This window comes from Heliomicrobium sulfidophilum (genome assembly GCF_057715735.1).
Genome location: NZ_JBVTZZ010000005.1, coordinates 1,146,772 through 1,159,660, shown reverse-complemented (window position 1 = coordinate 1,159,660; position 12,889 = coordinate 1,146,772). Strand labels below are relative to the sequence as shown.

The window sequence follows — 12,889 nt, the reverse complement described above, 5'->3', positions numbered from 1 at the left end:
AGAGCCAAGTAACAAACAAGGGTAACCGACGATGAAGGCCAAGCGCCATGATTGCGGTACGGATTGCACTTACGATATAAAAGGAGGGCTTTTCATGAATGCCTACGTGGGCACGGTGCTCCGCATCAATTTGTCGGAACAGACGGTCAAGTGCGAACCTCTCAACGTCGATGTAGCCAAGAAGTTTATCGGAGGTCGTGGACTGGGAAGCTATCTGCTGTCACAAGAGATTGACCCCACGATCGACGCGCTGAGCCCCGAGAACAAGGTCTTCATCACCACGGGCCCCTTGACCGGCACGAACGCGCCGACTGGCGGGCGGTATATGGTCATCACCAAGTCGCCCCTGACCGGCACGATCGCCTGCTCCAACTCGGGCGGCTTCTGGGGACCGGAACTGAAGAATGCCGGCTATGATATCGTCGTCCTGGAAGGCAAGGCGGAAAAGCCGGTCTATATCAGCATCAACGATGACAAGGTGGAGATTCGCGACGCTGGTCACCTCTGGGGGATGAAGGTCAACGAGGCGACAGATACGCTGCTGGAAGAGGCGGGCGATCCGAAAGCCCGCGTCCTCTGCATCGGTCCGGCCGGGGAAAACCTCTCACCCATGGCGGCGGTGATGAATGATCGTTTCCGTGCCGCCGGCCGCTCCGGCGTTGGTGCTGTCGTCGGTTCCAAAAACGTGAAGGCCATCGTCGTCCGCGGCTCCGGCAAGGTGCAGTTGGCCGATGCGGAGCGGATGAAAGGCATCCTGAAGGGTGTTATGGCGAAGATCCGTGAGAACGGTGTCACTGGACAGGGCCTGCCTACCTACGGCACAGCCGTTCTCGTCAACATCATCAATGAAAGCGGTGTCTTCCCGACGCGCAACTTCCAGACGGGCGTTTTTGATGATGCGGAAGCGATCTCCGGTGAGACGCTGGCCGAAAAGTACCTGCTTAAAAAGGATCCTTGCTACCGCTGCCCCATCGCCTGTGGCCGTTACACCAAGGCCGATGAGATGGAAGGCGGCGGACCGGAGTATGAGACCATCTGGTGCTACGGCTCCGACTGCGGCATCAATGACATGAAGGCGATCATCAAGGCCAACCACCTCTGCAATGAATACGGCCTGGACACGATCTCGGCCGGCGCCACCATCGCTTGCGCCATGGAGCTCTATGAAAAGGGCTACATCAAGGCGGAGGAAGTGGATGGACCGGAACTGGCCTGGGGCAATGCAGAGGCGATCGTCGAATGGACGAAGAAGATGGGCGCTGCGGAAGGTTTCGGGGCCAAGCTGGCTATGGGCTCTTACCGCCTGGCTGACTCCTACGGCGTCCCCGAGTACTCGATGACCGTCAAGAAGCAAGAACTGCCGGCCTATGATCCGCGCGGCATTCAAGGCCATGGCGTCCAGTACGCCACATCGAACCGGGGCGGCTGCCACGTCCGCGGTTACCTGATCTCGCCGGAGATCTTGGGCTTGCCGGAGAAACTGGACCGCTTCTCTCTGGAAGGCAAGCCTCTTTGGGCGAAGATCTTCCAGGATCTGACTGCATCCATCGACGCCTCCGGTATGTGCCTCTTCACCTCCTTTGCCCTGGGCGCTGGCGACTATGCCGATCTGCTCAGCGCGGCCATGGGCGTCGAGTGGACGGCTGACGAGGTCCTGACCGCCGGCGATCGCATCTACAACCTGGAGCGTCTTTTCAACCTGCAGGCCGGCTTGACCAAGGCCGACGACACGTTGCCGAAACGACTGTTGGAAGAGCCGCTGCCGGAAGGCCCATCGAAGGGCTGGGTGCATAAGCTGGATGAACTGCTGCCCCTCTATTATGAAGTCCGTGGTTGGGACGCCGAGGGTGTGCCGACGAAGGAGAAGCTGCAAGAACTGGGGCTGGAGTAGGCGGGTTGGAAAACCGGTAAAAGAGCTGGCTGGAGGCACTTGCACCAGCGAATGCGCCAAGCCGCTGAAAACTTATTGAAATAAGGAACATGATAAAAAAACAGTAACAAACAACCCCTGTGCATGTCGAAGCGCGCAGGGGTTGTTTGCTCCTATTGCGGCTTGTGTCCCGCCTTGAGTCGGTCACATGCCGCATTCTTCGATCAGCTTCTTCGCCTCCACATACATGGCGATGCCGGCGGCTACTTTTTTCGCTTCCTTCATGGCCAGGACGACGGTGGCCGGTTCATGGACCACGTCGCCGCCGGCGAAGACGCCTCGCCGGGTCGTCATGCCGTAGGGGCGCTCCCGGGTGATCACGTAGCCGTTGGGATCGACCTCGATGCCGCCGGCGGAAGAGATGATCCGCGCCGCCGGACGCTGGCCGATGGCCAGGATGATCTTGTCTGCCGCCAGCGTTTCCTTCTCGCCGGTCGAGACGAGGTGGTTCGCATCGTCGACGGTCATCGTCTCCAGTTCGATGGCGGTCACCTTTTCCTCTCCGATAAAACGGGCCGGCGAGGACATCCAGCGGAAGGTGACGCCTTCGGCTCGGGCGTGCTCGAACTCGCTGCGCAACGCTGTAATCTCCGACTCACCGCGGCGGTGGACGACGGTCACAGCGGAAGCACCGAGCCGCAGGGCCGTTCGCGCGGCGTCCATGGCCACGTTGCCAGCGCCGACGATAAAGACTTTGTCGCCGATGGAGACAGGGATCTCGCGGGGGCTGATCTTGCCGCTGTGGGCCAGGGCGACGATGCGCAGGAAGTAGGAGGCTTGCACGACGCCAGCCAGGTCGTTGCCGGGGATCTCGAGCCGTTTGGGCATGGCGGTGCCTGTTCCGATGAAGACAGCGTCATAGCCTTCTTCAATCAGTTGGTCGACGGTGATGTCCTGGCCGACAAGCACCTGGTTGCGGAAGGTGACGCCCAGCCGTTCCATCTTGCCGATTTCCCGGCGAACAACCTCTTTGTTCAGGCGGAAGTCGGGGATGCCGTAGATGAGAACGCCGCCCGGCTCTTCTTGGGCGTCGAAGACGGTCACATCGAAGCACTGCTTGGCTAGATCGCCAGCGACCGTCAGGCCGGCGGGGCCAGCGCCGATGACAGCCACGCGGCCCTTGGGCGGGTTCTTGGCTGGGCAGGCTTCTGGCTGGCTGATCTCCATTTCCGCATCAAAGTCGGCGATGAACCGCTCCAGCTTGCCGATCTTGATGCCCTCGCCCTTTTTGGTGAGGATGCAGCGGCTCTCGCACTGCTGCTCATGAGGGCAGACACGGCCGCAGACGGCAGGGAGGTTGCTGCGGCGGGCGATGATGGCGCTGGCTTCGCCGATATTGCCGTTGGATAAGGCTTTGATGAATTGAGGAATCTCGTTTCCGACGGGACAGCCGGAACGGCACGGGGGTTTGGCGCAGTCGAGGCAACGCTTGGCCTCGGCGATCGCTTGGCGCGGCGTGAAGCCCTTGTCGATCTCCTCGAAGGAGAGTTCGATGGCGTCGAAGTCGCTCTTTTTATCGATGATCATGAAGCATCACCTGTTTGATTAGAATGGGGCGGGTTGGCTCTGCGGGGGAGAGTAATGGGATGAGAAATGGAGGTAACGGTGGGCTGATCGGTTGGAAAAACTTATTCCATGTCCATCCGCCGAATCCTGCTGTTCAGCCTTTGTAGGAGAGAAGTTTTTGCGCCGCAGCCGGGATTCATGATGGACGGCTTGCCTTTTCGTTAAAAATAGCGAAGCGCGCCTTGTCGACTCACTCGCTGGGCGCGCGTTTCCATTGCAGCAAAAGGGTTGGTTGTTATGTTTTTTTCAACTGTGTTAAGACTTTGCTTTTTCCTACGCAAAGCCTGCGGCAGAAGGTTAGCGTAGGCTATACTTGATGATAAGCAAGCATCATAGGATGGATCATAAGGGGGGATTGCGATGAGTACCACCGACTTTTCTGCCTCTCCGGCGAAGGACTGGGGAGAACTCGCGGAACGGATGCGTTTGCTGAGCGAACGCAGTCAACGATTCAGTCAACAACTCCCTCAGGTCCAGACCCATATCCGGCAAGCTCAGCAGAGCATGGCTGTCGTTCAAGGTGGTTGGGCGGAGATCTGCCGGGAGGTTAGCCAACAAGCGGGTCTTCTCTCATCGGTGCTGGTGACGCTCCATGAGGTCGGCCTCGTTGGTCCCCAGGCCCATCAGGTCCTTCCGGGCCTTGCGCCGATGGTGCAGGGGCGCGTGGTCAACGGATAAGGGCCGCCCGAATGAAAGGGACGTTACTGTAGAAAGAGACCCGATCGAGTTGTTTTTATGCGATAGCGCTTTTAGATGGATCCAGCGGCTGCCGGCGATGTCGGCGGCTTTTTTTATGAAAAGTTATTTTCAGCATGGCCTGTGACCCGACGGGTTATGGAAGTTTTATTAGGAGTTAGAAGTAAGGAGTAGTTCGTCTCGTTACTGTTTTTTGCAACGGGCTGCTTTCTTTACTCCTGACGCTGCAATTGCGTAGCTTCCTGCGCAGGTATCGCGGGCACGAGCGACTTGAGGACGTTCCAGTTGACGAGCAGCACGCCGGACAGCACCGAGAGAAGGCCGATGAAGGTGTAGGCTGTCAGGCTCTCGCCGGCCCACCAGAACCCGACGAACTGGGCGATGATCGGCGAGATGTAGGTCCAGGTGGAGGGAAAGAGGGGGTTCGTCGCCCGGACGAGCCAGTAGTAGGTGCCATGGCCGACGATGGAGCCGAAGACGGTGAGGTAGGCCCAAGCTGCCAGGATCTCGCTGTTCCAAGGCTTCCCCTGTCCGCTCTCGAAAAACGCCGAAAGCAGGAGCAACAGCAGGCCGCCAGCCATCATCTGGGCGGCGTTGAACAGGTAGGGATTGACGCCGCCGGAATGGAGGGCGCCTTTGGAACGGACGGCGCCGAAGGCGTAGGTCATCTGGGCCAGCAGGATGGCGGCGACGGAGAGCGAGGCCATGACGCCAGCGCTGCCCCCCTGGAGCGTCGGGAAGACGGCGATGCCGACACCGGCGAGGCCCAGGCAGAGGCCGGCGAACTTCAATGGGGTGAAGAGGTTGCCGATTCTGCGGGGGATGGCGATGCCGCCAGGGCTGCCAGAGCTGCCTGTGTTGGCAGTGCCAACAGCAGGATGAGCGCTGCTGGGCAAACCTCCGGGCAAACCTCCGGGTGAACCGCTGGGTGGACCGTCGGGGGAATCGCTGGGAAGGAGGGAAGCCCCGATAGGGCGGCTGCGGGAGCGGTCTTTCCGTTGAAAGTGCTCAACCAGGCTGACCTTCAAGGGGGCGGTGGCAGCCAGCAAGGCGGCCAGGCCGGAAGTGATGTGCTGTTCTCCCCAGTACAGGGAGGCGAAGAGCAATCCCGTCATGGTGACGCCCACAACGATGGCGTCCTGCCACTGCTGGCGGGTGAGCGCTCCGCCCGTCCCTCGCCAGCGGAAAAAGCCGTAGACCAGGACGCCGGCCAGGAAAAAGCGCGTCCCGGCGAAGAAAAAGGGTTGAACGCCGGCCTCCAAACCGATTTTGATGGCCAGAAAAGTGGTCCCGAAGATGGCGCACATCAACGCGTAGGCCCCGATCATGACCTCCACATCCCTTGCTGTTTTGATAACACTTCGGTAAGATAGCCCTATAAAACCACTGTTATCGTATAACAGTCAACGGATGAGTAGAACAGTTGGGGGCGTGTCTATGAAAATCGATCTGGACCGCAGCCAGGCGACGCCATTGCGAGAACAAATCTGCGCCGGCCTGGGAGAGCGCATCCGTTCGGGGCTGTTGCGCCCAGGGGAGAAGCTGCCTTCCGTCCGCCAGTTGGCCCGGGACCTGGGCGTGAGCCTGATGACGACGGTGCAGGCTTATGAACTGCTGGAAAAGCGGGGGCTGACCGATTCGATCCAGGGGAAGGGGACCTTCGTCCGGGAGCGGGCGGCGTCGGTGGATGCGCCTGGAGACCCCTTCAGTTGGCAGATGGCGATCGAGGATTACCTGCCCCGGGCGAGCTTTTGGAGTCAGAGCGCCGTGCGCCTGCCGCCGGAGATTCTTGACCTGGCGACGGCCTCCATTCACCACACCTTGCTGCCGCTGCCGTTGCTGGAGGCTTCGATACAAAGCGCGCTGAAAAAAGCGCCTCAATCGCTGGGGCGGTATGCGCCCTTTCAGGGTGATCCGGAGTTTTTGGAAGGGGTGGCCGCCTACCTGCGCAACCAGGGGCTCACCCTCTCGCCTCACCAGTTGATCATCACCAACGGCACGCAGCAGGGGATCGACCTCTTCGCGCGGACCTTCCTGGGGCCAGAGGATGTGCTCGCCATGGAGGTCCCCGCTTTTTCCGGCGCCATCGACGCCTTCCGGTTGAGCCACCCCCATATCGTCCCCGTTCCCGTCGATCACGAAGGGATCCGGGTGGAGATCCTGGAAGATCTGTCAACGCGGATGCGAATCAAAGCCATCTATGTGGTCCCGACCTATCAAAACCCCACAGGCAGCGTCATGTCCCTCAAGCGGCGCCGGGCGTTGATTGACTTCGCTGTCGAAGCGGGTGTGCTGATTCTCGAAGATGAGCCCCACCGGGAACTGACCCTGGCGGACAATGGAACGGGCAAGCTGCCGCCGCCCTTGAAAGCCCTCGATCCTGACGGTCGGGTGGTCTACCTGAAGGGATTCAGCAAGTTTCTCTTTCCCGGCCTTCGCCTCGGCGTGCTGGCCGCCGACGGCACCTTGTACCGGCGGCTCTTAGCGGCTAAGTCGATCGTCGACCTGGGATCTCCCTTATGGCTGCAAAAGGCGCTGGTGCCTTTTTTCCGGGATCCGAAACTCCCCCGGTACATCGACCAACTGAACGGCGTCCTGCTGCGGCGGAGCCGGCAGGTGGCCGATAGGCTGTCACAGCGCTTGAATCCGGCGATTCGCTGGCGGCAGCCCCAAGGGGGCATGCACTTGTGGCTGACCTTGCCCCCTTTTTTGGATGCCGACACCCTGCTTCCGGAGGCGCACCGGCGCGGGATTCACTTTTTGCCGGGGTCGATTTTTTATCCGGGAGAGCCCGAGTCGAACCACCTCCGGGTCTGCTGGACAAACCTGGCTGATGGAGAATTGCCGAGGGCGCTGGAGAGTCTTTGTGGGGTGCTCAATGAGGCGGTGCGCTAGGATGGTTTGTGACACGCTGGATGAAGGCGAGCGGGCTCGAAGTTTTCTGTCATGGATGGCCTGGAGAAGATGGTCCGAAATCGTTAACGGGTTGGATTAATGGGTAGGAGGGCTCGGCGGGGTGAAGCTCGGTTTCCCGAAAGCTTTCGGTCCGCGACTGCGGTTGCTGCCACCTGCGAAGCGACCGCCGCCCCCTCCGCCGAAGCGTTGTCTCTGGCGAGGAAAGCCGTTGCCTTGTTTATGCTTGAAAGGCTGTTTGAAGCCTTTGCGGACGCGAAGGGGCGCTTCCGGGGTGAGCCGGATCTCCACGTCCTTCGTCGTCTTCGTCAACAATTTCAGAGCGGCGGCGAGCAGTGTCACCGAATCCTCACCGGCGAGCAACTCCTCGGCGCGGCTTCTATAGGCGTCGATCTTGCCCTCCTCAACGACCCGCAGCAGTTTGTCCACGGCAATGCTCTGCAAGCCGGCGGTGGCTTCGGTGACGGTGGGGATGGCCATGCGGATCATCTTGCGTTTGGTCACCGACTCGATCGTCCGCAGGTGGTCCATCTCGCGCGGGGTGACGAAGGTGATGGCCAGGCCGGCGTTCCCGGCCCGTCCGGTGCGGTCGATGCGGTGGACATAGCCCTCCGGATCCTGGGGGATATCGAAGTTATAGACATGGGTGACGCCGCTGATATCGAGCCCGCGGGCGGCGACGCCGGTGGCGACGAGAATGTCGACGACGCCGGAGCGGAACTGGCGCAGGACGCTTTCCCGCTTGCCCTGGGTCAGGTCTCCATGGATCCCTTCGGCGGGGTAGCCGCGTTTTTTCAGGGCCTCGGTCAGTTCGTCGACGCGCCGTTTCGTGCGCCCGAAGATGATGGCCAGTTCAGGCGACTGGATGTCCAGCAGGCGGCTTAAGACATCGAACTTCTGCCTCTCATGTAGTTCGATGTAGGACTGTTCGATGAGCGGGACGGTGACTTCTTTGGCCTGGGTGCGGATGACTTGCGGGTTTTTCAGATACCGTTCGGCCAGAGATTGGATCGGCTTGGGCATGGTGGCGGAGAAGAGCAGGGTCTGCCGCGTCTCCGGCGTGTCCTTCAGGATGGTTTCGATGTCCTCCATGAATCCCATGTCGAGCATCTCATCAGCTTCGTCGAGAACGACCATGGCGATGTCGCCGAGGCGGACCGTCTTGCGGCGCATGTGATCCATCAGGCGACCCGGCGTGGCGACGATGATGGGCGGCCCTTTTTTCAAAGCCCGGATCTGGCGGACCATGTCCTGGCCGCCGTAGATGGGCAGGGCGGTGACGCCGGCTTGGTTGCCGAGCCGGTTCAGTTCCTCGGCGACCTGGATGCAGAGTTCGCGCGTCGGCGTCAAGACGACCGCCTGCAACCGTTCTGGTTCGGCTTTGACTTTTTCGATGAGGGGGATGCCGAAGGCGGCTGTCTTTCCCGTCCCCGTCTGGGCCTGTCCGATCAGGTCGGCGCCGGCCAGGGCGGGCGGGATGGTCTGTTCCTGGATCGGGGTGGGCTCCTCGAAGCCCATTTTGTCTAAGGCGGCGATGATCCCGTCGCTGATCCGCAGGCTGATGAATTTATCCAATGGTTCACCCTCCAATGATACATGCTGGGTATAGGGTGACTCCGTTGGCGATCCGCTATGACAGGGACGGAAGTTTATTAAGAATGGACGAAGGTTTTTGTGAATGGACGAAGGTTTTTGTGAATGGATGAAGGTTTCGTGATGGATGAAGGTTGTAAGGAGGGTGTCACCGTTGTTTCCGATTGTTACCGCCATGGGCAGTTTGCCTGTCGACAGTTATGAAGCGGCCAAGGCGTTGGTGGCGGCTGGGTGTCCCCAGGCGCCCCACTGCCCCCAACTTCCCCGTGTTTGTAAAGAAGACCTGCTGTTGGAACAGGGGATCGCGCCGTGGGAACGGGCCGGGTTGATCCGGCGTCTTCCCGATGGAAGGCCGATCGTCGACCGCTCCGCCGACGGGTTCGCCGAGGCGTTGGCCCGGTTTTCCCGGACTTGTGGCGTCGGGGAGTGCGGCGTCGATGAGCCCATCGAATGGTACAGCAATGATGAGTCGCTCTTCGCCCAGCGAAGCCCCAACTACCTCCGCTTTCGCCAGGAGTTGCTGGACCGGGCCTGGCCGGTGACGCCGAACTGGGTGAAGGCGCAGTTGGCCGGTCCGCTGACAACGGCGCGCTATGTGACCGATGAGCAGGGGCGTTCCCTGCTGGAGGATCCGGAACTGCGGGAACTGGTCCTCGCCTCGGCGGCGCTGCAGGCGGCATGGATGGCCAGCGACCTGCGTCGGCTTCCCTGGCCGGTGATGATCTTTGTTGACGAGCCGGGGTTGACCGGGCTGGGAAGCGCCTCTGGAATTGACCGGGGTGATGCGTCGGGCCCCAACGGGCATACCGTTGCCGCCGGGAGCGCCGATAAAGCCGGTAATACCGCTAATGCCGCTAATGCCGCTAATGCCGCTAATGCCGGTAATGCCCTCGACGAGGATCTGATCCGCCGGTTTGTCCAGACGATGGCCCAGGCCATCGGCCAGACGGGGGCGCTGGCAGGGCTGCACTGCTGTGGTGATGCGGACTGGGCACTGATCTTTGACAGCGGCGTCCATATCGTCAGCTTTGACGCTTGTAAGCATTTCGAAGCGATGGTCCGCCATGCCGGAGCGGTGGATCGCTTTTTGTCGCGCGGCGGCCTGCTGGCCTGGGGGATCGTGCCGACCGACCCGGAAGAATTGGCGGCGGCCACGGCAGAAGGACTTTTGCAAAAGCTGGCCGGGCAAATGGCCGTGATGGAAGGCTGCGGCGTCTCCGGCGAGGCAATGCGGCGGCAGTTGGTCCTCACGCCGGCCTGCGGCTATGGGTTGCGGACGGTGGCCGAAGCGGAGCAGGCCTATCACCTGCTCGGGCAACTGGCTTCCCGGGTAAAAAAAGCCGGTGGAAGGGGGATTCGCCTGTGAATGGCAGGGAGCGCAAAAACATCCGGCCAGGATGCCGGGTGAAGATCGTGCAGAAGCAGCACCAGCGGACAGGGGAACGGACAGAGGGCGTCGTCAAGGACATCCTGACCAAGAGCCCCACTCACCCCCATGGGATCAAGGTGCGATTGGAAAATGGGATCGTTGGACGGGTGCAGGAAGTGATTGAGTGATTGTTGTCTGCTGACGAGGCGGATATATAAAGAAGTTGATCGAGAAAAGAGGAAGGGATCACCGATGACTTCGCTGCCAATCGAGGCAAGCTTGCCGGCATTGAAAGAGGCGCTTCACACGCAAACGAAGGCGGTGCTGGTGGCCCCGCCCGGCGCGGGCAAGACGACAAGAGCACCGTTGGCGATGCTTGATGAACCCTGGCTGGCGGGGCGGCGGATCGTCATGCTGGAGCCCCGCCGGCTGGCCGCCCGCTCTGCGGCGCGGCATATGGCGGCCAGCCTCGGCGAAGCGGTCGGGCAGACGGTGGGCTTCCGCGTCCGGCAGGAGACACGGGTGGGCCCCCAAACGCGCATCGAGGTGATCACCGAAGGGGTGCTCACGCGGTTCTTGCAGGCGGATCCGGCTCTGGAGGATGTGGGACTGGTCATCTTTGACGAGTTTCATGAGCGGAGCCTGACAGCCGATTTGGGACTGGCGCTGTGCCTTCAGTCGCAGGCGCTCTTGCGGGAGGACCTGCGCATCCTGGTCATGTCGGCCACGCTGGACGCCGAACCGGTGGCGGCCCTTCTAGGCGATGCGCCCGTGATTGTCAGCGAAGGCCGTCCACACCCGGTGGAAACGCGCTACTTGGAGCGGCGAGCCGAAGGAGCCATCGAGGCGCTGGTGGCGCGGATGGTCCGGGAGGCGTTGGCGAGCGATGAGGGCGATATTCTAGTCTTTTTGCCGGGGGCCAAGGAAATCCGGCGGGTTGAGGCGCGGCTGGCCGAAATGGGCCTGGGATCAGAAAGGCTGCTGATCTGCCCGTTGCACGGCAGCCTGCCTCTTGAAGCCCAGGACCGGGCCATTGCGCCGAGTCCACCCGGGGTCCGCAAGGTTGTCCTGGCGACGTCAATCGCTGAGACGAGCCTTACTGTGGAAGGGGTCCGGATCGTCATCGACAGCGGTCTCATGCGTGTTTCTCGCTTTTCTCCGCGCACAGGGATGACGCGGCTGGAGACGATTCCCGTCTCACGGGCGTCGGCTGATCAACGACGGGGACGGGCAGGCCGTTTGGGGCCGGGGGTCTGCTACCGCTTATGGACCCAATCGGAGGATCTGAGACTTGTTCCACGTGGTAGGCCGGAGATTTTGGAGGCAGACCTGGCGCCCCTCGCGCTGGAACTGGCCGCCTGGGGAGTTGCGGATCCGGCGGAACTGCATTGGCTTGACGCGCCGCCGGAAGCCGCCTTTGGGCAAGCGCGGGAGCTACTGGTTCAACTCGGGGCGCTCGCGCCAGACGGCGCGCGCGGCGCCATCACCGCGCAAGGGCGGCGCATGGCCGAGGCGGGGTTGCATCCCCGGTTGGCGCACATGATCCTTCAGGCGATCCCGCTGGGATTCGGAGGAATCGCCTGTGAACTGGCGGCGATACTGAGCGAGCGGGATTTTTTGCACGCCGAGCGGACGGCGCCGGACGCCGACCTGCGCTTGCGACTGGAGGCGCTTGCCTCGCCGGGCACTGGAGATGCCGGGAGTTCTGCTTTCGGATTTACCGTCGATCGGGCGGCCCGGCGGCGCATTCTCGCTGAGGCGAGCGCCTTGAAAAGGGAGTTCGGACAGTCTGCGGCGCAGGAGAGCCGCTCTCGCGCCTATGCCCCCGACAATGTTGACGCTTGCGGGCTCCTGCTCGCCTTCGCCTATCCCGACAGGATCGGTCAACGGCGGCCTGACGGCCGCTTTCTCTTACGCAACGGACGGGGGGCCGCTTTTGCCGAGGCCCAGCCCCTAGGCAAGTCGCCTTACCTGGTGGCGGCGGAACTGGATGATCAGGGGGCCGAGAGCCGTATCTTTCTGGCGGCCCCGGTTGAATTAGGGGAGTTGGACCGTCATTTTGAAAGCCAGATCGAGAGGGAGGATCTGGTCGTCTGGGATCGTGTGGCCCAGGCTGTGCGGGTGCGCCGGCGAGATCGGTTGGGCGCGCTGGTCTTGCGCGAGTGGCCCTTTGCTGACGCCGATCCCACGGCGATCAGGTCGGCCTTGCTCTCCGGAATCCGTGAGGAAGGGCTGTCCATCCTGCCCTGGACGAAGGCCTCCCTGCAGTTGCGGGAACGGCTTCTCTTTATGGCGCGCTGGGAACCGGATTGGCCGGATGTCTCCGACACGGCGCTCTTGGCGAAGCTGGAGGAATGGCTTGGACCACACCTGTATGGCGAAAAAAGCCGGGACGATCTGCAGCGGCTCAACTTGACAGCAATACTTCAAGCGATGCTTCCTTGGGAAAAAGTTCGAGAATTAGACGAGTGCGCGCCGACACACATCCGTGTCCCTAGCGGACGATCTCTCCCCATCGATTACCGTTCGCCGGAATCACCTGTAGTTTCCGTAAAAATTCAAGAGATGTTCGGTCAGGCGACTACGCCGAGCGTCTGCCGCGGCCGGGCGCCTTTGACGATACACCTGCTCTCGCCGGCGCAGCGACCGGTGCAGGTCACCCAGGATCTGGCCAGTTTCTGGCGCGACGCTTACTTTGAGGTGAGAAAAGATTTAAAGGGACGCTATCCAAAGCATTACTGGCCGGAAGATCCGGCATCGGCGATTCCGACGAGTCGTGTGCGCCCCGATACGTAAGGCCGGCGCATTTTACCGCAGGCGAT

Annotated in this window: 9 protein-coding genes; 6 read left to right on the top strand and 3 right to left on the bottom strand. The window is 61.5% G+C overall.

Features of this window, described 5'->3' with window-relative positions; genetic code table 11:
* Nucleotides 1-94: 94 nt before the first annotated feature.
* Nucleotides 95-1,891 carry an aldehyde ferredoxin oxidoreductase family protein gene (locus tag AC0CW1_RS11170; RefSeq protein WP_488183124.1) on the top strand — a complete coding sequence of 599 codons (1,797 nt, stop codon included), beginning with the start codon at nt 95-97 and terminating at the stop codon, nt 1,889-1,891.
* Between the two features lie 183 nt (nt 1,892-2,074).
* On the opposite strand, the gene AC0CW1_RS11165 is transcribed toward AC0CW1_RS11170, so the two are convergent.
* Nucleotides 2,075-3,457, bottom strand: coding sequence for an FAD-dependent oxidoreductase (locus AC0CW1_RS11165; protein WP_488183123.1), 1,383 nt, complete (start codon nt 3,455-3,457; stop codon nt 2,075-2,077).
* A gap of 399 nt (nt 3,458-3,856) precedes the next feature.
* Here AC0CW1_RS11165 and AC0CW1_RS11160 point away from each other — a divergent pair, with 399 nt between their 5' ends.
* The gene (locus AC0CW1_RS11160) at nt 3,857-4,174 is read left to right on the top strand and encodes a hypothetical protein (RefSeq protein WP_488183122.1); all 318 of its coding nucleotides are present in this window, start codon (nt 3,857-3,859) and stop codon (nt 4,172-4,174) included.
* A 230-nt stretch (nt 4,175-4,404) separates the two neighbouring features.
* Here AC0CW1_RS11160 and AC0CW1_RS11155 read toward each other — a convergent pair whose 3' ends face one another.
* Complete coding sequence (locus AC0CW1_RS11155; RefSeq protein WP_488183121.1) at nt 4,405-5,520, bottom strand: EamA family transporter; 1,116 nt, start codon at nt 5,518-5,520, stop codon at nt 4,405-4,407.
* 109 nt (nt 5,521-5,629) lie between these two features.
* Between AC0CW1_RS11155 and AC0CW1_RS11150 the strand changes: the two genes are divergently transcribed.
* Nucleotides 5,630-7,087, top strand: coding sequence for an aminotransferase-like domain-containing protein (locus AC0CW1_RS11150; protein ID WP_488183120.1), 1,458 nt, complete (start codon nt 5,630-5,632; stop codon nt 7,085-7,087).
* Between the two features lie 96 nt (nt 7,088-7,183).
* Here the strand turns inward: AC0CW1_RS11150 and cshA are convergent, their stop codons facing one another.
* Nucleotides 7,184-8,680: a degradosome RNA helicase CshA gene (gene cshA / locus AC0CW1_RS11145; RefSeq protein ID WP_488183119.1), complete on the bottom strand. Its 1,497-nt coding sequence runs from the start codon at nt 8,678-8,680 to the stop codon at nt 7,184-7,186.
* Nucleotides 8,681-8,852: 172 nt separating this feature from the next.
* On the opposite strand from cshA, the gene AC0CW1_RS11140 reads away from it, so the two are divergent.
* The 3 genes from AC0CW1_RS11140 to hrpB all read left to right on the top strand — a co-directional run bounded on the left by AC0CW1_RS11140 (nt 8,853) and on the right by hrpB (nt 12,863).
* The gene (locus tag AC0CW1_RS11140; protein ID WP_488183118.1) at nt 8,853-10,064 is read left to right on the top strand and encodes a uroporphyrinogen decarboxylase/cobalamine-independent methonine synthase family protein; all 1,212 of its coding nucleotides are present in this window, start codon (nt 8,853-8,855) and stop codon (nt 10,062-10,064) included.
* Nucleotides 10,061-10,255: a YwbE family protein gene (locus AC0CW1_RS11135; protein ID WP_488183117.1), complete on the top strand. Its 195-nt coding sequence runs from the start codon at nt 10,061-10,063 to the stop codon at nt 10,253-10,255. The genes AC0CW1_RS11140 and AC0CW1_RS11135 overlap by 4 nt, the downstream gene beginning before the upstream one ends.
* Nucleotides 10,256-10,319: 64 nt before the next feature.
* On the top strand, nt 10,320-12,863 hold the full coding sequence (hrpB, locus tag AC0CW1_RS11130; protein ID WP_488183116.1) for an ATP-dependent helicase HrpB: 2,544 nt from the start codon (nt 10,320-10,322) through the stop codon (nt 12,861-12,863).
* Nucleotides 12,864-12,889: the final 26 nt, after the last annotated feature.